Origin of the sequence: Oceanobacillus sp. FSL W7-1304 (assembly GCF_037969805.1) — a bacterium.
Taxonomy (GTDB): Bacteria; Bacillota; Bacilli; order Bacillales; family Amphibacillaceae; genus Oceanobacillus; species Oceanobacillus profundus.
This window is the reverse complement of the sequence record NZ_CP150211.1, coordinates 948,946-971,831: the sequence shown is the minus strand read 5'-3', so window position 1 is coordinate 971,831 and position 22,886 is coordinate 948,946. Positions and strand designations below refer to the sequence as shown.

Annotated in this window: 17 protein-coding genes; 7 read left to right on the top strand and 10 right to left on the bottom strand. The window is 37.7% G+C overall.

What is annotated here, in order from left to right; translation table 11 throughout:
- The first annotated feature begins 26 nt into the window (after positions 1-26).
- Positions 27-728 (top strand): chitin disaccharide deacetylase, encoded by a 702-nt coding sequence (gene chbG, locus NYE61_RS04875; protein ID WP_303450223.1) that lies wholly within the window; start codon positions 27-29, stop codon positions 726-728.
- A gap of 294 nt (positions 729-1,022) precedes the next feature.
- Complete coding sequence (locus tag NYE61_RS04870; protein ID WP_303450221.1) at positions 1,023-3,524, top strand: NEW3 domain-containing protein; 2,502 nt, start codon at positions 1,023-1,025, stop codon at positions 3,522-3,524.
- 50 nt (positions 3,525-3,574) lie between these two features.
- Here the strand turns inward: NYE61_RS04870 and NYE61_RS04865 are convergent, their stop codons facing one another.
- The 4 genes from NYE61_RS04865 to NYE61_RS04850 form a co-directional block, all read right to left on the bottom strand.
- Positions 3,575-4,384, bottom strand: a complete 810-nt coding sequence (locus NYE61_RS04865) for a carbohydrate ABC transporter permease (protein ID WP_095307476.1) — start codon at positions 4,382-4,384, stop codon at positions 3,575-3,577.
- A gap of 18 nt (positions 4,385-4,402) precedes the next feature.
- Entirely contained in the window at positions 4,403-5,377 is a 975-nt protein-coding gene (locus NYE61_RS04860) for a sugar ABC transporter permease (protein WP_118890284.1), read from the bottom strand.
- A 64-nt stretch (positions 5,378-5,441) separates the two neighbouring features.
- Entirely contained in the window at positions 5,442-6,731 is a 1,290-nt protein-coding gene (locus NYE61_RS04855; protein ID WP_303450216.1) for an extracellular solute-binding protein, read from the bottom strand.
- Between the two features lie 61 nt (positions 6,732-6,792).
- Positions 6,793-7,701, bottom strand: a complete 909-nt coding sequence (locus tag NYE61_RS04850; RefSeq protein WP_303450243.1) for an ROK family protein — start codon at positions 7,699-7,701, stop codon at positions 6,793-6,795.
- A 527-nt stretch (positions 7,702-8,228) separates the two neighbouring features.
- Here NYE61_RS04850 and argH point away from each other — a divergent pair.
- Positions 8,229-9,629 (top strand): argininosuccinate lyase, encoded by a 1,401-nt coding sequence (gene argH / locus NYE61_RS04845; protein ID WP_303450214.1) that lies wholly within the window; start codon positions 8,229-8,231, stop codon positions 9,627-9,629.
- Positions 9,630-10,049: 420 nt separating this feature from the next.
- Here the strand turns inward: argH and ald are convergent, their stop codons facing one another.
- Together ald and NYE61_RS04835 are read right to left on the bottom strand one after the other, a co-directional pair.
- Positions 10,050-11,180, bottom strand: coding sequence for an alanine dehydrogenase (gene ald, locus NYE61_RS04840; protein ID WP_095307467.1), 1,131 nt, complete (start codon positions 11,178-11,180; stop codon positions 10,050-10,052).
- 111 nt (positions 11,181-11,291) lie between these two features.
- The gene (locus NYE61_RS04835) at positions 11,292-12,512 is read right to left on the bottom strand and encodes a helix-turn-helix domain-containing protein (protein ID WP_339316967.1); all 1,221 of its coding nucleotides are present in this window, start codon (positions 12,510-12,512) and stop codon (positions 11,292-11,294) included.
- Between the two features lie 221 nt (positions 12,513-12,733).
- Here NYE61_RS04835 and NYE61_RS04830 point away from each other — a divergent pair, with 221 nt between their 5' ends.
- Complete coding sequence (locus NYE61_RS04830) at positions 12,734-13,831, top strand: hypothetical protein (RefSeq protein ID WP_095307462.1); 1,098 nt, start codon at positions 12,734-12,736, stop codon at positions 13,829-13,831.
- 103 nt (positions 13,832-13,934) lie between these two features.
- Here NYE61_RS04830 and NYE61_RS04825 read toward each other — a convergent pair whose 3' ends face one another.
- Complete coding sequence (locus NYE61_RS04825) at positions 13,935-17,030, bottom strand: efflux RND transporter permease subunit (protein ID WP_303450209.1); 3,096 nt, start codon at positions 17,028-17,030, stop codon at positions 13,935-13,937.
- Positions 17,031-17,130: 100 nt separating this feature from the next.
- On the opposite strand from NYE61_RS04825, the gene NYE61_RS04820 reads away from it, so the two are divergent.
- From NYE61_RS04820 to NYE61_RS04810, 3 genes are all read left to right on the top strand, one after another.
- Positions 17,131-17,967 carry a TetR/AcrR family transcriptional regulator gene (locus NYE61_RS04820; protein WP_095307458.1) on the top strand — a complete coding sequence of 279 codons (837 nt, stop codon included), beginning with the start codon at positions 17,131-17,133 and terminating at the stop codon, positions 17,965-17,967.
- Positions 17,968-18,104: 137 nt separating this feature from the next.
- Positions 18,105-19,238: a DUF4145 domain-containing protein gene (locus tag NYE61_RS04815; RefSeq protein WP_095307457.1), complete on the top strand. Its 1,134-nt coding sequence runs from the start codon at positions 18,105-18,107 to the stop codon at positions 19,236-19,238.
- Between the two features lie 191 nt (positions 19,239-19,429).
- Entirely contained in the window at positions 19,430-19,663 is a 234-nt protein-coding gene (locus NYE61_RS04810; protein ID WP_095307455.1) for a hypothetical protein, read from the top strand.
- Between the two features lie 362 nt (positions 19,664-20,025).
- Here NYE61_RS04810 and qoxD read toward each other — a convergent pair whose 3' ends face one another.
- Genes qoxD through qoxB form a run of 3 tightly spaced genes read right to left on the bottom strand, consistent with a single transcriptional unit; the run spans position 20,026 to position 22,851 of the window.
- A complete protein-coding gene (gene qoxD, locus NYE61_RS04805) occupies positions 20,026-20,307 on the bottom strand; it encodes a cytochrome aa3 quinol oxidase subunit IV (RefSeq protein WP_095307453.1) in 282 nt (93 codons plus the stop codon).
- Position 20,308: 1 nt separating this feature from the next.
- Entirely contained in the window at positions 20,309-20,905 is a 597-nt protein-coding gene (locus tag NYE61_RS04800; protein ID WP_095307450.1) for a cytochrome (ubi)quinol oxidase subunit III, read from the bottom strand.
- Positions 20,902-22,851 (bottom strand): cytochrome aa3 quinol oxidase subunit I, encoded by a 1,950-nt coding sequence (gene qoxB, locus NYE61_RS04795; protein WP_095307449.1) that lies wholly within the window; start codon positions 22,849-22,851, stop codon positions 20,902-20,904. Before qoxB ends, NYE61_RS04800 begins: the two co-directional genes overlap by 4 nt.
- Between the last annotated feature and the right edge of the window lie 35 nt (positions 22,852-22,886).

Below are 22,886 nucleotides of genomic sequence, written 5' to 3'. Positions count from 1 at the left end.
TCAGAAGTATTTAAGGGGGACTATCGATGAAAGTGTTGTTTAATGCAGACGATTTTGGATTAACAAAAGGTGTGACGGATGGAATTATTAAGGCGTATAAGGATGGAGTTGTCAGCTCGGCAACTTTAATGATGAACGGAAAAGCAGTAGATTATGCGGTTTTACAAGCAAAAAAGTATCCAATGCTAAATATAGGTATTCATCTTGTGCTAACCTGGGGTAAACCGATTAGTGGGAATGTCCCGTCACTTCTCGATAATCAAGGATTTTTTAAATTTAAAAATACATTTTTGGAAGTGGAAGACGTTGATGTAGATGCAGTAGAGCGAGAATGGTGTGCACAGATCGATGCATTTTTAGCTACAGGTCTGCCCCTTCATCACATTGACAGCCATCACCATATACATGGATGGGGCCTATTGAAAGAAGTGGTTGTTAAATTAGCTCAGCGATACAACGTGCCTGTTCGCTATGTAGAATCATTAAAAGGAAACCCTGAAATCCTACTTACGGAAACACTGTGGCTGGATTTTTACGGTGAGGGTGTTGATTATGAAATCTTTAATAAATTACAGCAGCTAGACACGACTTCCGTTGAAGTAATGACACATCCAGCGATCATTGATGAAGATCTCAAAGAATTTAGTTCTTATATAGAGAAAAGAGAACAGGAACTTGAGATACTATGTGGTTTACAAGTGCCTAATTGGGTAGAGGATTGTAGTTGAAATAACCAATAAATAGGATAGAGCAATGATTGAATCTTGATATAGAAAGGTTATTTAGTTTTTTCTATATCAAGATTTTTTATGTTCAATTGCATCCTTTTATACCACTTTACGCCTCTTGTTATTAGAAAAATAGGACAAATCTAATATTTACAATGAAGTATTAAATTGATATTGTTTTCATGAGAAGTTAATTCAGAAAAGTTAGTAAGTTTAGATTACTAACTAACCCTAATGTGAAAAGGAGGTAGTTGGTATTAAGTATCAACCTAATAATGAAAGGGGTTACATTAAATGAAAAAGGTGCTTTATTACTTGTTGATTCTACTGCTTATCGTATCTTTAATTCCTTTAAAAGGTAATGCGAAGGAAGATGTTCATCATGATGTTGAACTATGGAATGCAGTAAAACCACTAAATACTACAGTGACATTTTTAAACACAGGAGCACATCCAGATGATGAACGCAGTGATTTTCTTGCTTACTTATCTCGAGGGTTGGGTGTGAAAACTTCAAGCTTAATTGCGAATCGGGGTGAAGGAGGACAGAATGAGATCGGGACAGAGCTGGATAATGGTTTAGGAATTATCCGTAGTAATGAGATGATTGAAGCAGCAAAAATTACAGGGGTAAAGGCATATCATTTAAGTGAGACTACATCAGACCCTATCTATGATTTTGGATTTTCCAAATCCCCAGATGAAACGCTGGAGAAATGGGGAGAGGAATTAACCTACGAACGCTTTATTCGATTCATTCGAACTTATCAGCCTGACATTGTAATGCCCTCTTTTCGGGATGTTGAAAGTCAACATGGTCACCATAGGGCGATAACGATCTTATCTGAACAAGCATTTGAAGATGCGGCTGACCCAACTGTTTTCCCGGAACAGTTAGAAGAGGGACTATCGACGTGGCAAGTAAAAAAGTTGTATTTACCTGCTGAATCGGAAGAAACTGCAACAACTTCTATAGAAATTGGTGATTATGATCCTGTATATGAAATGACATATCCCCAGCTGGGTGAAGAGTCAAGATATATGCATAAAAGTCAAGGGATGGGAAGAGATATTCCAGCCGAACCCAGACAAACACACTTAGAATTAATAAAGGAAGCTGTTCATACAGATTATCCGAATGCGTTGTTTGCGGGTATCCCATACAACTTTAATGAATGGGCAGAAATTGTTCCAGCGAAAAATGTGAAAGCGAAATTAAATAAGTTACAGCAAAAGTTGGATGAAATTGTCGAGCTCTATCCAGATAGAGAAGCGATTTTATCGGTATCACAATCTGCGCATAAGGATGTAAAGAGAATTCAAAAATTAGTAGGAAAAGCGAAAATGCCAAGCAATCTTAAAAATGATTTACTTCATAAGCTTGAATTAAAAGAAGAGCAATTACAGGAGGTGAGTTTTGTAGCTTCCAGCCTTCATGTGGAAATGGAAATCGACACGGAAGTATTAACACCCGGTTCGAAAGGGCAAGTAACCATGACGATTACAAATGAGGGCAATCAGAAAATAAAACATATTGATGCTACACTGGTGACGCCGGAATCCTGGGGTAGAGATAAAACACAAAAAGTGAAACATTTAAAACCGAATGAATCCAAGAAAGTAACTTTTGATGTAAGGGTGCCAGAAGATGAACCATACAATACACCATATGACGAGTCAACCCTAATGGGGAAGGTTGAATTTAAAGAAAAAGGGCAAACATCTGGTAAATTAATAGAGTTTAATCATACAGTTGCCGTCTTGCCTGAGTTAAGTGTAGCTCCAAGTTCGGAAAACTTAACAATTAATACAGCTGATATACAAGAAGAAATTCCAGTTAAAGTTCAAGTAAAGAACTATTATAACGGCAAGAAAGATGCAACTGTTTCGTTAAATCTACCAGAGGGTTGGGCAAGTAATCCAGTAGAGAAGAAAGTTTCATTTACGGAGCAGCATGAAATGGAAGAGGTTACGTTTACTGTTAGCCCTCCATCAGATATTGCAGAAGGCGATTATTCTTTCGATGTTGTCGCTGAAGCAAATGGAGCAATCTTTAATACGACCGTTCAGGAAATTAGTTATGACCATATTAAAGATTCGTATTTCCAGTATCCAGCAACAGTGAACACCGTTGCATTTGAGTTGCTGCTACCTGATAACTTAAAAGTTGGTTATATCGAAAGTGGTTTTGATGAAGTTGCCGACTATTTAATAGATACAGGGATGGACGTGACGAAACTTACAGAAGTAGACCTTGCTTCAGGTGATTTGACACAGTATGATGCAATTGTTACTGGAATAAGAGCATATCTTTCCCGACCTGATCTAGCTGAAAATAATGAAAGATTGCTAGAGTATGTAGAGGGCGGAGGACATTATGTGGTGCAGTACCATAAACCAGATGACAACTGGAATATAGATGCAACCGCTCCATATTCATTAGAAATTGGTAATCCGTCCATTCAATGGCGTGTAACGGATGAGCATGCAGAGGTAACGTTAACCCAGCCCGAGCACAAGTTATTTAACTACCCAAATGAAGTTACGAATCATGACTGGGATAATTGGGTACAAGAAAGAGGGCTCTATTTTCCAATGAATTGGGATAATCGCTATGAGACATTTGTTAGTATGGCTGATCCAGATGAAGATCCATTTACGAGTGGGATCTTGCTTGCCGAATATGGCGAGGGTACCTATCTATATACGAATTTAGTATTCTACCGTCAAATTGATAATCAAGTCCCTGGTGCTTACCGGATATTCACAAACCTAATTAGCTATGGAGTAGAATAAAAATATCCCAATGGGATTCGAGCAATCCTATTGGGATATTTTAACGTAATTTATTTCATACCAGTTAAGGTAATACCTTTGATGATATGTCGCTGCAGGAGGATAAATACCAGAATCAAAGGGATAACTGATATAGTTGCTCCAGTCATAATGAGATGCCACTGTGATTCAGCTTCGCCGGAAGAAAAGAATGATAGTCCAACCGGAAGTGTTCGTAAACTAGGTGATTCGATGACAATTAATGGCCATAAAAATGCATTCCAGTTACTAAGGAATGTAAAAATGCCTAATGCTGAAATCGCTGGCCAAACCTGCGGAACAGCAATTTTAAAGAAGATGGCATACTCGTTCATTCCATCAACTCGTGCAGCGTTGAGTAAATCATCAGGGATTTGTTCCATAAACTGTCGCATTAAAAACACTCCAAAACCTGTCATAAGACCTGGAAAAAGAACACCCCAATAGGAGTCCGTCCATCCAAATTCTGAACTCATCATATACCACGGGATAATTAGCATTTCTGTTGGAACCATTAATGTACTTAATATTAAGATGAAAATAACCGTACGACCTACAAAGGAAAATTTCGCAATTATATATCCAACGAGTGTATCAAAAAATAAAACACTTATCGTCGTAATTAGAGCCACAATAATACTATTCATAAACCATTTGATGAACATGCTTTCCTCAAGAATTTTAATATAATTCGCTAAGGTTGGATTTTCTGGGATAATGCTCAAATTAAATATATCGAATGGTGCTTTTAAGGAAGTAGAAACCATCCAAATGAATGGAAACAACATAATAACAGAACCAATTATTAAAAGTACATACGGCAATAATCTTCGGAACCTCATCCTTCTACACCTCCTATTCTAGTAATCAAATTTCTTGGTTAAAACTTTCATTTGGAAAATTGTTAAAGCAAGTATGAACAGGAATAAGATAACGGTTGCCGCAGAAGCTAATCCCATATCGAATTGCTTAAAGGCTAGCTGGTAGATGTAAACTACAACTGAAATGGTTGAATTTAAAGGACCGCCACTTCCATCCATGCTCATATTAATGACTTGGGTAAAGGAAACTTGAATAAAGGTAATCGTTCCAATTACTGCAGAAAATACAATCGTTGGATTCAGTAAAGGAACCGTTACATACCAAAATTTTTGCCAACCGGTCGCTCCATCAATTTCAGCAGCTTCATAAAGCATTTCTGGTATATTCTCTAACCCAGCTAAGAAGAGAACCATTTGAAAACCAATGGATTGCCAAATCATTGCAGCGATGATGACATAAATTGCTTGATCTGGTGAGTTTAAGAATGGTTGAGCAGAGAAACCTAAATTAACTAATATATCATTAATAATCCCGTTACCCATTAGAATCCACTGAAATACCCAACTGATTGCAACAATACTAGTTACATAGGGAATGAAATAGATAACTCTGAAAAAACCAACAAATCGATTAATTTTATGAAGTAATAATGCTACAATTATCCCAAATAATAATTGACCAGAAACCCCTAAAAGAATATAGATGAAAGTATTAAAAATGGATTTAATAAAGATTTCATCCTGGAATAGTGTTACATAATTTTCTAAACCAACGAAAGGTTGTATATCTGTTGAAAGAAGGTTCCAATCTCTAAATCCCACGTTAAACGTAAATAAAGTAGGTAAAATTCGGATCCCGAGATAAAATATAATTGGAAGCAATAAACAAGTGTATACAAATAAATATTTTTGATATCTAAGATTCCCTCTAAATTTATGAAGAAGGGAGGTTTTTTCCTTTTTAACTTGTGTTGTTTTATTGTTCTGATTCTGCGGTGATTTGAATTGCTCCATGCTGCACCTCCTTTAAGTGGTAAGGACCAAGGTGTGTCACCTTGATCCTTTCGTTAAAGATTGCTTATTTTTCCCAGTATTCATCATAAAGTTTTTGAGTAGCTTCTACTAATTGATTAAACGCTTCTTCCGGATCTTGACCTTCCATTAACACCCGATTAGCAGCATCTATTACAAGATCCCGTTCCCGAGTTTCATCTACAAAGAAATGCGCATTAGCAAAAGGCAAGGATTCGATAAAAGGACCATAAATTTCATCGTTTACATATTTATCCTGCATGGCAACCGATTCTTTTGCAGGTAATTCACCAGTTGCATCTAACCATCTTTCCATAACATCATCACTTGTTAGGAATTCTAAAAATTTAGTGGCTGCTTCTAGTTTTTCTCCTTCAACACGGGCAGTAATCCCATTTGTCCAGAAAGAAGCATTTGTTGATTGTACGTCTTTGCCAGGAAGTGGTGCTATTGCATAATTTAAATCAGGTGCATCACTTTGCAATGTACCTACCCTAAAAGAACCGTCAATATTCATTGCAGCTTTTTCCGTTACAAATGCTGTCACATCATCTGTATAAAAACCTTGTTCAGATGTTCCTAGCTCAGTAGGGAAGCTTAACCAATATTTAAATGCTTCTAAACCAGCTGGGTTATCTGCCCAGACAACTTCCTTTCTATCTTCACTTAATACTTGTCCGCCTGCTTGTAGTGTAAGACCATCTCTAAGCCAATGGTGACCTTGTTGTGCTGGTTCCCATGCCATTCCAGATTGTTCTAGACGGCCATTACCATCAGCTTTGGTTAATTGAACGGCATAGTCTTCAAGCTCTTCCCATGTTTGTGGAGGAGAGTTAGGATCAAGGCCTGCTTCTTCAAATAAATCCTTATTATAAAACAGTGCGAGTGTTCTTACTGAAGTTGGTATTGTCCAATATTCGCCATCCATTTTCGTGGCTTCCACTAATGGAAAGAATTCACTCTCTATTTCTTCATGTGGGAAAGCGTCCTGTGGTAGTGGCTGTAAGTAACCTGCATCTACGTAGGTAGGCACCCATCCGTAGAATAAGTTAATAACATCGGGTCCTTTACCAGCTGGAACTTGCGCAGCAACCTGTTCATTGTATTGATCATATGGAAAATTGGTTTGCTTTACTTTAATTCCAGGATTTGCTTCTTCGAATTCCGCAATTAATTCATCCATTAAGTTAACCTTAGAATCAAATGAGTATTGCCAGTATTCAAGTGTGATGTCGCCATCTTCTTGATTAGCAGAACTTTCATCATCACTAGAACATGCTGCAAACACAACCGATAACAATATTGCAAGCAGAGTCAATTGCCACTTTTTAAACATAATAAAACCCCCTAATATAATATTTTAAAGGACCGGAGTCTCTTTAAATTAAATTTAAAATCTATACTTTTAAAATTGATTCATGTTCCTTAAGTATGAGGTACCCGGCACCTAGCAAAGAGACATCTTCAACTGTTGTGATAGTGATGTCCGTTTGTACAGGTAAGTGTTTTTCTAAGTTGGAAGTTAAATATGGCAAAAAGTGGTTCATTGATTTAGAAATCCCGCCCCCTAATACAACTTTCTCAGGGTTGATAATTGAAATAACATTAATTAATGCAAAAGAAAGATGGGATAGGGAATCATTTACTGTTTTCAATGCTATTTGGTCGCCATCAATTGCCATTTGGAAAACCTTTTTTGCAGTCCATTTTTCTTCACTTTTCTGACTGTGTTGAAGCATTCTTTTGGCAATAGACGGTCCTCCTACGTGACTATCTAAGAATCCGTAGCCCCTAAAAGTTTGCTCGTATTTTTTATCAGCAGCATCTTTATCTGTTACCATATAACCAATTTCTCCTGCAGCGTATGATGCTCCGCGATAAAGCTGTCCGTTAATTATAATTCCGCACCCGATACCAGTTCCTAGTGTAATCATAATCATATTATTGTTTTTTTTGCCGGCGCCTTTCCAATATTCACCGAGCGCCGCAACATTTACATCATTATCGATATAAACAGGACATGAGAGATGGGATTCAAGTTGAGATTGCAGCGGTATATTTTTCCAGCTTAGACTTGGCGCATCAATGACAATTCCGCTATCAACATCCGTAATACCTGGAACGCCAACGCCAACTCCAAATAACATGCTGCTTTCTAATCCTTCTTGCTCTATAAGGGTGTTTACGTAGTCGGCAATTGATTGAATAAAGTTACTACCTACATGTTTTTGTGTAGAAAAAGCGGTCTTACTTATAATTTTTCCTGCTAAATTCATAATGGCCATTTCAACTAATGTCCCGCCAATATCAATTCCAACAATATAGGCTGCGTTTTCATTAAAGAATATTTGAAATGGTTTCCGACCACCTGCTGAACTTGCTCTTTCACTTTCTTTCTCTCGAATCCATCCTTCCTCTAAAAGTTCATCAACTATATTAGAGACTGTAGGTTTACTTAGTTTTAGTGCTTTTGCAATATCTGATCGAGAATGTCCATCTTTTCGTTGAATATAATGTAAAACTTTCCGTTTGTTTAAATGTTTTAGTAAGTTGGAATCTGTGGGGACATTACGGATAGCGATAGTTTTTCACTCCTTTCAAAATCAATAATGTTTCGATAGGTTAGTAAAGTTAACTTATTAATTGAAAATTATAATACTATTAATCTCTCTGAATGTCAACGTTTACATAACTAAAAATAAAGTTAATTTTAATTTGAGTTACTATTTTTAAAATTAACACTTTACAAAAGAGAATACAATCCGCTACAATGATTGGTAAGTAAGGTTAACTAACTGTAAAGAAATATAATACACAATATTGAGGTGTAGATATGAATAGAATGAAGGAGCAGTTTGAAGCGGCTGAAGGAGTTGAATTTCCTGGTAAGACCTATATGGATGAACTGCTAAAGCCGGTATTTGATGATCAAAAAAAGTATTTATTTGAAGCAATGTTTAAAATCCATAAAGCACATACTATTATGTTGATGGAGCAGGGGATTTTAACAGGTGATGAGTGTACTGAAATTTTAGAAGCTGTGAAGCAGGTAGAATGTATTGACCGAACTGAATTAATGTATTCTTCTCAACATGAGGATCTTTTTTTTCTTGTTGAGTCTCGGTTAGGGGATCTTATTGGGACTGATCTAGCAGGAAAAATGCATATTGCAAAAAGCAGAAATGATATGGGAGAAGCGATGTATCGCATTGTTATTAGAGATTATATTGAACAAGTGATTATAGAAGCGGAACAATTAAATAAAGCAATTCTTTATCAGGCAGAAAAACATACTGAATCAATTATGCCAGCTCATACGCATACACAACCTGCTCAGCCAACAACATTCGGACACTACCTTGTAGCTATTTATGATAATTTAGATCGAGACATTCAAAGATTGAAACAGGCTTATGCAACAGTGAATAAATCACCAATGGGTGCAGCTGCAATTACTACTACAGGGTTTCCTATAAATAGAGAGCGTATGGTAGAATTGCTTGAATTTGATGGACTAATAGAGAATTCATATGATGCAATTGGAACAGGTGATTATCTAATTGAAGCAGCGCAGGCTTTAGTTAGTTTAATGACGAATATGGGGAGGTGGCTTCAAGAGTTGTTACGTATGGCATCAAAAGAGGTAGGTTTAATAAAGGTTTCTAATGCATACGTTCAAATTAGCAGTATTATGCCTCAAAAAAGAAATCCAGTTTCGATTGAGCATTCTCGTGCAATTGCAAGCAGTGCGGCTGCAGAAGGGCTGGCGGTAGTTCATATGATTCATAACACCCCTTTTGGAGATATAAATGATACGGAAGACGATCTGCAACCACATTTATATGCAGGTTATCAAAAAGCTACACGAGTGTTGCGATTAATGCGTGCTGTTATGCTTACATTGGAGTTTAATAAGGGACGTGCTTATCAACAAGCGAGAGAAAATTTGATAACGATTACAGAGCTTGCGGATGTATTGGCAAGGGATTACCATATTTCATTTCGAGCAGCACATAAAAAAGCAAGTGTAATTGCCAAAAACGTAGAAGAAGCAGGAAAAGAACTATATGAAATTTCACTATCGAAAGTAAATGAATGGCTTAGCGATGTTCAACTTAAAAATGAAGATTGGCAAGCAATTATTGATCCAAAACAATTTGTAGCACGAAGAAGCATAACTGGTGGGACAAACCCTGATGTCGTAAGAGGGATGATTGAGAGGAGAAAGAAGTAGTTCCTGGTTAGTAGTATATTAAGCTGAGAGAAGGTAGCTTTCACGTGAAAATATGGAAGTCGATCTTCTTGCAATTAAGGCATTAACTAATCAACGAATTCTTTCATATTTCTACTTGCTAATCATGATAAGTATTGTGTTGCCTATCATATATGTATACAAGAACAAAAGCGCAAGCGCCCGGTTAGCGACGTACGGACTGGACTGAGCCGTAGGAGATAAAGGAAACACGGCGACCGCAGGGAGCTGATGTTGACTTATCGTACGGAGGTGAGGGAAGTCTCGCTAGTCGCTGGGCGCTGGAGCTGGACGTAGCCGTTTAGGTAACTAAGTTATCCACAGCATTCAAATTTTATAGTTTCCTGGTGCAAATAAAAAAATACCCTTCTAAGGATGCAAGAAGGGTATTTTCCATGGGGATTATATTATTGCAGGTTCATTTATTACTTCTTCTAATGAAATGTAATTATATCCAAGATCGTGGGCAACGGCTTCATAGGTTACTTTTCCATTAATGACATTCACACCAGTACCAATTGCAGGGTTATCCTGGATCGCTTTAGCAACCCCTTTTGCGCCTATTTGTGCTGCGTATGGTACGGTAACATTCGTTAAGCCAACTGTTGCAGTACGTGGTACAGCACCAGGGATATTCGCAACTGCATAATGAAGTACATCATGTTTTACATAGATTGGATCATCATGAGTAGTAGGGTGGTCAACAGTTTCAAAATTTCCACCTTGGTCAATTGCGACATCGACAATCACGGATCCCGGCTGCATAGACCTAACCATGTCTTCACTAACAAGCTTCGGTGCCTTTGCACCTGGAATTAAAACCGACCCAATAACTAAATCAGAAGTTTTCACTGCTTCTGCAATATTGTAAGGGTTAGACATTAACGTTTGAATGCTTGAACCAAAGATATCATCTAGTTCACGTAAACGAGTTGGGTTCAAATCAATAATGGTAACTTCAGCTCCAAGACCAAGTGCAATGCGAGCAGCGTTCGTACCTACAACACCACCGCCAATGATAGTAACTTTTCCACGGTTAACACCTGGAATTCCACTTAGCAGAACTCCTTTACCGCCTTTTGATTTCTCAAGGTATTGTGCTCCGATTTGAGTTGCCATTCGACCAGCAACTTCACTCATTGGAGTAAGCAATGGCAATGTACGGTTAACCGTAATCGTCTCATAAGCAATTGCAGTTACTTTATTTTCCACTAACGCTTGGGCTAATTCTGGCTCTGCTGCTAAGTGGAGATATGTGAATAGTATTAACCCTTCACGAAAATACTTATATTCAGATGGGAGCGGCTCTTTTACTTTCATAATCATTTCGGATTTTGACCAAATCTCTGAAGCGCTATCAATGATGGAAGCACCAGCTTCGATATACTCTTCGTTTGTAAAGCTGCTTCCTAAGCCCGCGTCCTTTTCAATAATGACTGTTTGCCCTGCTTTTACTAAATTCACTACCCCTGCAGGTGTCATTGCAACACGGTTTTCATTATTTTTAATCTCTTTGAGTACCCCTATAATCATGTTTACCATCTCCTCAAAAGCTATTTATAATCTTATGATAACGCTTTCTTTTGGTATTTTCTTCATTAAAAAAGATGAAAAAAAGAAGGGTGGTTTGTGTATTTGCACAAATCACCCTTCATGCATGCGTTCCATAATAAAGTCTAAATAAACGAGAGTCTTCTGTTTTGGGTCCTTTAAGTCCAGTATAGCGACTTCCCGAATTCGTTTTAGACGATAGTTCATCGTATTCGGATGAATAAATAATTCCTTTGCTGTTTGATAAACATTGCAATCACAGTTTAAATAAGCTTGTAAAGAATCGGTAAGGGAAGTGTGGTGTTTCTTATCATATGATCGTAATCTTTCAATGTATTTATTCTTCCGACTTTTACTTGCTTTTTGAATCGCAAACAGCTCTTCTATAAATTGATAGACTCCGAGGTCTTCATATAAATAGATACCTTTTAGATCTTTTGCATATTTTTCTTTTAGATTTAATACGCTTAGTGCTTGTTTATAGCTCTCATTTATTTGCTTCGCTTCACCATAAAAGATTCCAGCTGAACCGTTGACATTTTTTAATGCAAGTTGGTTACTGATTTTTTCTATAATTTGTTTGATAAATTCCCCTAATAAATAGGCCGGATCTTCCTTTTTACGATGATGACGAACAAGGACAATAAATTCGTGACTATCAAATAGGCGAAAAAGGGATTTAACTTGTAACTGTGTTTCTGCTAAATAGTATGCATACTTTTCAATTTGCTCCGTTATTTGATCTTCAAATCGTATGACAACGACTGCAAGCTCACCCTCTAATTGAACGTTAAGTTGTTTTGCTTGCTGGTTTAATTTATCGGTGTCTTTAATTTGTCCAGTAAGTAATTGCCAAAAGAGGTCATTATAACTTTCTTCTGATTTTCTATTCCGTTTCGGGTGCTTGAAGAATAATTTACGAACTTGCTTAGCGACTTCCTGCAGTAGTTCGAGTTCATCTTTACCCAGTTTTTTATTACCAGTATGTGCCCATATAAACCCCAGAATTTCATTTTTTTCACGAATGGATATAGCTACACGATTTCCGAGCCCGATTTCATTAATTTGTGGGATGACAACAGCTTCATCTTGATCGATAAGTTTAGACATAACACCTTTTTTCCAGAGCCCATTAATTACATTATCCGGGACTTTTCGATTCATAATGGTGCCGATTCGTGCTTCGTCAATATTTTCTTTATGCTTACTGTAGGATACAACATGATGGTTAGAATCTTCTATTGTAATAGGACACTCGAATATTTCACCTATCCAATCAGCTAACTGATCGGCTGAATCAAATTCTTCATTCATTCTGCTTTTTAAAAGCTCTAGGTGATTAGTTTTATCGCGCATGAAATATACCTTCCTCTTCAGTAGCTGTTGTAGCCTGTTATGTTAGTAAAATAAACGTAACACAAATAGGATTTGAGTAGATAAACGAACTTTCTAATTCACATTTTAGTATATACACAAATAGATTTCATCTTTTAGCTGTTATAATTTAAAAGGAAACATCTGAAGGGGGAGACACGATGAAAAATACACTTAAAATTGGAAGCGCTTTTATAGGAGTGATTGTTGGAGCAGGATTTGCTTCTGGACAAGAAGTATTACAGTACTTTACTAGCTTTGGAGTTATGGGTATTGTTGGTGCAATTATTGCAAGCGCTTTATTTGCGTATGTTGGGATGGTGCTTGTTTGGTTGGGCAGCCGTGCACAAACAACATCTCATAAAGGGGTAATCTATAATATAAGCGGTCGATATCTTGGAAAGGTTATTGACTATATTCTTATTTTTACTTTGTTTGGAGTAGGGGTAGTAATGATTGCTGGAGCAGGATCAAATTTAAATCAGCAATTTGGCATGCCGTATGTTTTTGGGACAACCTTGATGTTGTTGCTTGTAATCTTAACAGGGATGTTAAAAGTTGATCGGATTGTTTCCATCATTGGGAGTATTACTCCTTTTCTAGTACTGTTTGTCTTAATCATTTCAGTATATAGTTTTCTAACATTGGATGGATCGTTCGCAGCTCTCGATAGTCTCGCGAGGGAACAGCCAACTTCATTACCGAACTGGTTTATCTCGGGAATTAATTATGTTTCCTTTAATACGGCAGTGGGAGCATCAATGGCAATTGTTATGGGTGGGACTGAAGCAAATAGAAAAACAGCTGCAATCGGTGGGCTAGTTGGGGGGCTTGGTCTAGGAGTTTTAATTTTACTTAGCCACTTTGCTATTTTTGCTAAGATAGAAGAGGTTGGCAGCTTAGATATGCCAATGCTGGGCATCGTAAATAATTTATCGCCACTACTTGGTGTGGTGATGTCAATTGTTATATTTGGAATGATTTATAATACAGCGGTCAGTATGTTCTTCTCATTTGTCGTACGATTTGCAGAGGTTGGAACAAAACGTTATAAGCCATTCCTAATAGGAACGATGATTGTTGCATATGTTGCAAGCTTTGCAGGATTTACACACTTAGTCAGTTATTTTTATCCGCTGATTGGGTATCTCGGGCTTGTTCTTATTGCAGTACTAATCATTACGCCATTTAGAATGAAAAAAATTGAAAAGGAAAGCCATCTAGAAATGGAAGATGAGCAACAGAGGGAGTTAGGGTAACAGAGTATAGCGTTTATAAATTCAAAAGGATTGTAACATATCAGCATTTGTGCAATTGAAAAATAATAAAACCCTACAGGACAAAATTCCTGTAGGGTTTAACTTAGTTTTCTTCGATTTCTTTGCGGTTTTTCTTAAATAGCTTGGATAGTAATTCATAAACAAGCGGTACAACAAGCAATGTTAATAAGGTTGAGCTTGCTAGACCTCCGATTACTGTAATACCAAGGCCTTTTGAGATTAAACCGCCACCGCCATTACCAAATGCTAATGGAAGTAATGCGCCCATTGTTGCTAGAGCTGTCATTAAGATTGGGCGAAGACGTGTTGCTCCAGCTTCGAGAATAGCTTCTCGTAATCCCATTCCATCTCGCTCCATGTGGATGATTCGATCGACAAGGACGATTGCATTTGTTACAACAATACCGATTAACATGAGGAGACCCATCATAACGGAAACTGAAATGGTTTCCCCGGCGATAAGTAATCCGACAAATGAACCGATAATCGCGAATGGTAGGGAGAATAGAATTGCAAATGGTGCAAGTCCTTCACCAAACGTGACAACTAAAATAAAGTAAACGATCGCGATTGCAGCAAGCATTGCAATACCGAGCTGGGTAAATGTTTCTTCCATATCTGCTGCAACACCAGCGACCCCCATTGTTACACCTTTTGGTAAGTCGAGCTCTTCAATTGCTGCATCAACGTCAGCAGTTGCTTTTGAAATATCATCTTCTGTAATCGTTCCGGTAACAGTAGCGTAGTACTCATTGTTACTACGTGATAGTGTATTCATCGTTGTTCCTTCTTCAACCGTTACAAGTTCCGAAAGTGGAATTGTTGTTCCGGGCTCCATTTGTAATGGAACTGGAATATCCAGCATTTCCTCAATTGACTGCGGATCGAAAGTCTGCTCTTGTTGTACGATAACATCAAGTGTTTCGCCATCTTTTTCAACTGTTGTGATGATATCCTTTGTTGACGAGGTATTTAGCATCATAACAATTTGACCAGTTGTTAAACCGTATTGCAGTAGGTCTTGCTGATCTACTTTTAATACATGTTCAACATATGCATCCTCTGCACTTGACGAAACATCATCAATTCCATCTATTTTAACTACTTCTTCTTCAACCATGTGGACAGCTTCGGTTAGATTATCTAAATCCTCGCTATAGAATGTATAGCTTACTTCATTCGTTGCCATTCCCATAGAAGAGAAGTCTTGGCTTTTCCACTCACCTGATTGATCGATGTTTGTGACATACTCTAAGATTTCGTCACGTGCCTGCGGGAAATCTTCCATGTCTGGGTCGAAGATCAAGTACATTAATGCACCGCCAGCTCCGCCGCCCATCATAGCTGCATTTGGATCTGCTGTTTCTGAATCATTTACAGAAAGCTGAACAATATCGATATCTTCATGTGTTAATAATTCGTCTTCAACCTCTGTAATGTTTTCAAGTGTATCATCCATTAATTCGCCGGCTTCAGGTGTATACGTTAGGTACATAACCTTCTCTTCTTCACTGCCTAAGAAGCTGAAGCCGATTAGTGGTGTCAGCATCAAGCTGCCTACTAACAATAGTATTGATACGATGGACATAATCACTTTATGATTTAGTGTCCAGTCGAGAACCTTTTTATAGCTTCTCGCAAGTTTTCCTTGTTCCTTATGCTGGCTTTCTGTTTTTTCACTATATAATTTTTTCTTAAATAAGAAATGTGAAAGTGCAGGTACGATTGTAATCGCAACGATTAGTGAAGCAAGAAGTGCAAATGTCATGGTTAATGCAAATGGCATAAACAATTCGCCAACCATCCCACCGACAAAAATAAGTGGTGCGAAAACCGCAACAGTAACGATGGTTGAAGATAGAATTGGTTTGTACATTTCTATGGTTGCCTCGCGGACAAGCGCTCTTCCAGAAAGTTTTTCTTCTTTCAAATGAATCCTGCGATAAATATTTTCTACTACAACGATGGAGTCGTCAATTACCCGGCCAATTGCAACGGTGACTGCACCCAGCGTCATAATATTTAATGTAATATCCATCCAGTTTAGCAGAAGTAATGCCATAAATACGGATACTGGAATCGAGATAATGGAAATAATCGTTGATTTAAAGTCACGCAAGAAAAGTAATATAATCAAAACAGCAATTAAGCCGCCGAACAATGCTTTTTCAATCATAGTATTGACGGAATCCTGAATTGGCTGACCTTGGTCAAGGGATACATCAATAATTAATCCTTCATTCGCTTCTACTTCTTCTTCAACTAGGTCTTTTACTTCATTTACAACGTCGACCGTATTATCCTGTTGACCTTTGACAATTTGGATTGCTATTGCGTCCTCGCCATTTGTACGGGAGACAGACTCTACTTTACCAACAGTCTCGATAGTTGCAATATCTCCTAGTTCTACAAATGGAGCAGGGTTTGATTCTGATGGTGTAACAGGTATAAGCATTCCTTTAAGCTCATCTTCTGTCATGAACTTTCCATCTACTGCTACCGCCTGTTCACCTTCTTCAAATTCATACAGCCCTAGAGAAACAGCCATATCACTAGCTTGTATCATTTCCTCAACAGTATCTTCTGTGATATCAAGCTCTGCCATCAATTCCTGATCATATGTCAGCTCTACCTCTTCAATGTGTTGCCCTGTGATAGTAGCAGATGCAACACCATCGAGTTTTTCGATTTTTGGTAGGAGGTTGTCGTTAACGGTTGATGTTAACTCCACAATATCTTCTGTTGAACTACTGACACTTAATGCTACGACTGGCATCATGTTCATGCTAATCGATGAGATGATTGGTTCCTGTGCATCATCTGGCAATGTGACATTATCCAGTGCTGATTGCAGTTCACGTTTTTTCTCATCCATATCAATTCCGTAATCATATTCAACTTGAATATTTGCGATATTAGATGATGAATTGGAATAAACGGCCTTAATGTCTTCAAGCCCGTTAATTGCTTTTTCAATTGGTATGGAAACTTCATCCATAACCTGTTCTGGAGTTGCACCTGGATATACATCCATCACCATGAGGTAAGGAATATTAATATCCGGAATCATCTCCGTTTTCATTCGCGTCCCTGAATAAATACCTGAAGCAGTAATAATAATAGTCAGCAGCCATACTGCCAGTTTATTTTTCAGGACAAAATTTACAATACCTTTCACCTTTACACCTGCCCTTATTTGACTTATGATACTACGTTATTTATAATAATGACTACTTGGTCAATTGTCAATGTTAGAAGCGGGAAAGGAAGTGGAAAATGTGGCAAAAAAACAACTAATTATGGATAAGGCACTGGAGCTTTTTGCAAAGCAAGGTTTTAGCGCAACCTCGATTCAGCAAATAACCGATCATTGCGGGATTTCAAAAGGAGCTTTTTACTTATCGTTTAAGTCAAAGGATGCACTGATTCTAGCTATAATTGACCACTTTATGATGAAATATGTATCAAGCATTGACTACTTGGTCAGAAGTGAAGATGATAAGGAAAAACTCTTATATGAATTTTACCACTTATGTTTTGACTCGTACTATGAGCACTCTGAATTCGCGAAAATTTTTATTCAAGAACAGGCACATTCATTAAATGATGAATTGATAATAAAAATGCGTTATTATAGTCAGTTAATCGAGGAGTCCATTTTATATATGGTGGAGAAAATATACGGTTATGAAGTAGAACAAATGAAATACGATCTCGTATATTGTATTCAAGGTTTCATGAAAACATATTCAGAACTTTTTTTCTTCCTTAATTTACAAGTTAATTTAGATACACTTTGCAAATCGCTCGTTGAAAAAACGAATTTATTAGCTGCATATACAACAATTCCATTTTTGACTAAAGATTTCGTTCAATTAATGAAAAAACCATTAAATGAAGAAATAACAAGAGAAGAAATGATGATGCTGATGGACCATGCATTAGACGAAGTTGAAGGGGAAATTGAAAGAGAATCACTGACTTTATTGAAGGAAGAGCTTTGGAATCCAAGCTTAAGCAGGGCATTAATAAGTGGTTTGCTGGAAAATATTCGTCATCATGGAGAATGTCAAGCGATCTATTTTAAACTGCGACATCACTTTAGTTTTGAATAATGGGCAGATCGGAAAACTACTTATGCGAATGGATAAGTAGTTTTTTCTATGGATGCAGAAAAATAAAGCAGATAGCTTTCGTTCTGTGGTAAAATAATAGTTTGACTTGAATATTTACAGCTAGGAGATAACATAAAATGAAGATGGACAATTATTATTATCATTTTTTGGAACAGATGAATAAAGAGCTGGCATTTGTTGCTAGAGAACTTGAACATAGTATATTTGCCAGCCCGCGGACAATGCTGACACATGCAAGGGTTTTTGTAGAAACAATTTTGCAGCTTGTAATGAAAGAGGAAGAACTTCCTTCTAAAATAAGCCTGACACTAATCGAGAGAATTGATACGCTAAATGATAATGGATACATAACAATAGAGGTTCGGGATGCTTTACATTCTGTACGAATGCTAGGAAATCAAGCTGCACATGATACACGGAAATTCCGTTACTCAGAGGCGCTGCAATCATGGGAAGCTGTTTATGTAATTGTAAGATGGTATGTGGAGACATATGGACCGATTGAATTTATATTTCCGGAATACCAGGATCCAGCAGCGAAGGGACAAGAATTCTACGATATTTCAGAGATAGAAATTCGTTTAGGTGCATTGGAGCAGTTGTTAAATGCTTCGGTAGGGAAGCATGATAAAAATCTTGAATCTGATGAAAAGAGGAAATCAGTTGCAGAAGAAACTTCTGATCCACTACCACCAGGCTTTACTACAATTCGAAAGCTTGTATATAAAAAGATGGAGTTGGAAATCCCGTATTTCCTTAGGGATGCATTTCTGTTACCGCAGCGTTTTGAGCGTTCAGAGATGTTCTTGATTCGACTTGGTGCAGAGCAGCAAGCGCGAATCATGAGTGAACTTCCAAATAATCTAGAAGGGCTTTCAACACATGTAAAACGCTACAAAGCTAAAAATGAAGAAATACTATTTGAAGAATTAGAAGTTTTTATCGAGGAAGAGAAACAAAGAAGAGAAATTATGTTAGATCGTCCTGGCGAATTATTTTTCTTTTTCAAAGAAGAGTACCTCGTTGTAACAGAGGAACTGGCTAAGCTAGCATTAAATGAGGATATATTTTCAGGTTTCCCAAGTTTATTAAAACAACTGCGTAAGGATCAAATGGTCACAGTTGGGCAGTTGCCCAAAGAATTGGTTATTTTAGCTAAGTATGACAATGTGGGAATTGGCACGATTAAAAGTCTATTTGAGCAAATGAAACAAATCCAAACAACCAGCACTACCGCTGCTGTTAATTAAGGCAGTGGTGTAACAGTCATAATAACCGGGAGGTAATACTCCCGGTTTATTTTTGTATGTGAAGATTTTTATAAAAATAGGCATCCATGGATTTTTGTCAATATCAAATACAAAAGTTCATAAATTAGAAATAAATGTTTGACAAAAATGTGAACGTGGTAAATAATAAATACAAAGGGAGGTCATTTCAAATGAAAACACATGCGGCAATGTTGAATGCAGTAAAATATATTTGTGGTACGTTAGTTTTCCTTGGAATTGCCATATTTTCTTACGGGGTATATGTAAGCGATTACCAAGGGCTAGTTGGTATTGGTGTAGGTACAGTCATGAGTGCTGCGTTTATATGGATAATGGGTACGTTTCTCGTTGTGACCGAAGAAATGATTCACAAACCTGGCGAGGGGAAGAGAAGCGTTTTGTAATGCATTAAATTGTAAATGAAAAAGCGAGCGCCTATAATCAGACGCTCGCTTTGCTATTGTTTCTTTGGGAAACTATAAAATTTAAATGCTGTAGATAACTTAGTTACCGAAACAGCCACGTCCAGCTCCAGCGCTGAAGCGTTAGTGAGACTTCCTTCACCTCCGTACGAAAAGAAGACTTGCCGATTGGCTGCGCCAGAGGGTTAGTCGCACTTATACCCTTGTGGTGAAAGTCAACATCGACTCCCTACGGTCGCCGTATTTCCTTTATCTCCTACGTAAGAATGTTCGGCAAGCCGAACCACCCCAAAATACGGGGCGCAGTCCGTACGTCGCTAATCGGGCGCTTCTGCTTTTGTGCTTTACATATCCCATACCATTGCAAGTAATGAACCAAAAATGGTCACTAAAGCAATTAAGGCACTGTAGTATAAGGTTGTGTAAATTGTTCTCTTATCATCACTCTCACCAGCATGCATAAACAGGACGAACTGTACAATTGCTTGAACAAAAGCTGTTACAAGCAAGATAGTCATGCCTGCGGTAAATGACATATCCATGAAGTATACGCTCAGCGCAACTACGGTAAGTAGCAATGAGAAGATAAAGCCATTGACTTGCTTTATTGGAAATAATTCCTTCATGTTACATCATTCCTTTCAAGTAGATGAAGCTGAAAATGAAAATCCACATAACATCTAGAAAATGCCAGTACAGTGAGTAATTAAATGATTTATTGGCTGTTTCTGGATTTAGCCCGTGCTTTTTAACTTGCAAGAAGATAGCTATTCCCCAGAACAATCCAAATGTTACGTGAGCACCGTGTGTTCCAAGTGTTGTTAATAAAATACCAGTAAATGCACTTGTTTGTAATGTTGCTCCTACATGATAATAGTGAACAAATTCATAAATCTCAACCGAAAGGAACGTCGCTCCAAGGAGGAGCGTGATACCTAAGAACCACAACATTGCTTTTGGTCGGTTTAAACGCATAGCGTTAATTGCAAGACCGATTGTAAAACTACTAGTTAAAAGTACAACTGTCTCGATTAAAACAGGTGTTATTTCAAAGATTTCAGCACCGCTTGGCCCATTTCCAAATCTGTTTTCATATATGAAATAGGATGTAAATAGTGTTGCAAAAAGCATAATTTCAGCACCCAGGAAAATCCAGAAGCCTAATATATTCATTTCATTTTTGTGTGTGCTATATTCAAGAGGTTGCGAGTGATCTATCTTCATTTCGAAGCACCTCCAAATTTCTCTTCCGTTTCCTTCACTTCGTCAGCAGAAATATAGCGTCCCTGATCATTTTCGAATGAACTGTACATCATACATGCGAAGAAGGCAATGGCAGCAATGATAACAGCCGGCCAAATACTGAAGACGAACGAGAATCCAAATACAAATAAAATACCTGCCATTATAATTGGAATACCACTATTATTTGGCATATGGATTTTATCGATTTTACCTTTGAATAAAGTATGTTTCTTTTTCTTATGATCCCAGAATGCTTCACTGGAATTTACTTCAGGTTCAATTGCAAAGTTGTATTCAGGAACCGGGTTATGCGTTGCCCATTCTAATGAACGTGCGTTCCATGGATCGTCACCAACGTTTCTAGGTGAGTTTTTAATACTATAGAAAATATTATAGGCGATCAGGATAAATGCAATTGCCATTAAACCTGCTCCTACAAACGAAAGCATATTCAATGGAGTGAATCCAGTTGACTCTGAGTATGTGTACATACGGCGAGCTTGCCCGTCTAATCCAGTGATGTACATCGGGAAGAAAGCTAAAACAAAGCCGACAACATTAAACCAGAAAGCCCATTTTCCAATTCGCTCGTTCAGAATAAAGCCAAACATTTTTGGCCACCAATACGTAAGACCAGCTAGCATCGCATAAACAACACCAGGAATAATTGTATTGTGGAAGTGAGCTACTAAGAACATCGTATTATGATACTGATAGTCAGCACTTGCCATTGCAAGCATTACTCCAGTTACTCCACCAACTGTGAAAAGTGGGATGAAGGCTACTGAATAAAGCATTGGAACGGTGAACCTAATCTTACCTTTCCACATCGTTAGGAGCCAGTTAAATATCTTAATCCCGGTTGGTATGGCGATTGCCATTGTTGTAATCGAGAAGATACTATTAGTTAATGCTCCCTGTCCCATTGTAAAGAAATGGTGTACCCATACAAAGAATGAGAGTAGGGAAATTAGTACCATGGAAGCTACCATTGATTTATACCCATATAAGTTACGTTGTGAGAAGGTCGAAATAATCTCACTGTAAATACCGAATGCTGGCAGAATTAAAATGTAAACTTCTGGATGGCCCCAAACCCAGAAAAGGTTGGCCCAGTACATATCCATACCACCATTACCTGTTGCAAAGAATGATGTACCGAATTGACGGTCGAACGTTCCCATTAAGAGCGCTACAGTTAACACTGGGAAAGCAAATACAATAATAACATTTGTGATAAGAGCTGACCATGTAAACATTGGCATTTTCATTAATTTCATACCAGGAGCTCTCATTTTGAAAATCGTTACAACAAAGTTAATTCCTGTCATTAGTGTACCAATTCCAGAAATTTGAAGAGCCCACATGTAATAGTTAACACCAACAGATTGGCTAAACTCATTACTTGCTAGTGGGAAGTAATTGGTCCAACCAGCGTCAGGTGATCCACCGATAACAAACGATATGTTAAATAGCATTGCTCCGGCAAAGAATAGCCAAAAGCTAAGTGCGTTTAGTCGCGGAAAAGCAACGTCACGAGCACCAATTTGCAGTGGCACAACGTAGTTCATTAAACCAATAACGAACGGCATTGCCATAAAGAAGATCATTACAACTCCGTGCGTTGTAAAAACCTCATTATAATGTTGAGCGTTTAAAAATTCCATTTCCGGGCTAGAAAGCTGAAGACGCATCATGACAGCGTCCGCACCACCACGGAATAACATGACTAAAGCGGAAATCAAATACATAATCCCGATTCGTTTATGGTCAGTTGTTGTTAACCATTCGTTCCATAAATAGCCCCATTTTTTAAAGTAAGTTAATCCTGCAACGATTGCGATGGAAACAAGAACAATTGCAACCATAGATGCATAGATCATTGGATCTGGATGGGGTATAGCGAATCTTTCAAAAAATTCCATGTTTGTTACTCCTTTCGAGAAGTTCAAGTACATTT

Coding starts and splice junctions, on each gene's coding strand:
- qoxB (WP_095307449.1), bottom strand. CDS start 22,851: ATGGAATTTTTTGAAAGATTCGCTATACCCCATCCAGATCCAATGATC.
- NYE61_RS04800 (WP_095307450.1), bottom strand. CDS start 20,905: ATGAAGATAGATCACTCGCAACCTCTTGAATATAGCACACACAAAAAT.
- NYE61_RS04810 (WP_095307455.1), top strand. CDS start 19,430: ATGAAAACACATGCGGCAATGTTGAATGCAGTAAAATATATTTGTGGT.
- NYE61_RS04855 (WP_303450216.1), bottom strand. CDS start 6,731: ATGTTTAAAAAGTGGCAATTGACTCTGCTTGCAATATTGTTATCGGTT.
- ald (WP_095307467.1), bottom strand. CDS start 11,180: ATGATTATAGGGGTACTCAAAGAGATTAAAAATAATGAAAACCGTGTT.
- NYE61_RS04860 (WP_118890284.1), bottom strand. CDS start 5,377: ATGGAGCAATTCAAATCACCGCAGAATCAGAACAATAAAACAACACAA.
- NYE61_RS04815 (WP_095307457.1), top strand. CDS start 18,105: ATGAAGATGGACAATTATTATTATCATTTTTTGGAACAGATGAATAAA.
- NYE61_RS04835 (WP_339316967.1), bottom strand. CDS start 12,512: ATGAATGAAGAATTTGATTCAGCCGATCAGTTAGCTGATTGGATAGGT.
- NYE61_RS04830 (WP_095307462.1), top strand. CDS start 12,734: ATGAAAAATACACTTAAAATTGGAAGCGCTTTTATAGGAGTGATTGTT.
- NYE61_RS04865 (WP_095307476.1), bottom strand. CDS start 4,384: ATGAGGTTCCGAAGATTATTGCCGTATGTACTTTTAATAATTGGTTCT.
- argH (WP_303450214.1), top strand. CDS start 8,229: ATGAATAGAATGAAGGAGCAGTTTGAAGCGGCTGAAGGAGTTGAATTT.
- qoxD (WP_095307453.1), bottom strand. CDS start 20,307: ATGAAGGAATTATTTCCAATAAAGCAAGTCAATGGCTTTATCTTCTCA.
- chbG (WP_303450223.1), top strand. CDS start 27: ATGAAAGTGTTGTTTAATGCAGACGATTTTGGATTAACAAAAGGTGTG.
- NYE61_RS04870 (WP_303450221.1), top strand. CDS start 1,023: ATGAAAAAGGTGCTTTATTACTTGTTGATTCTACTGCTTATCGTATCT.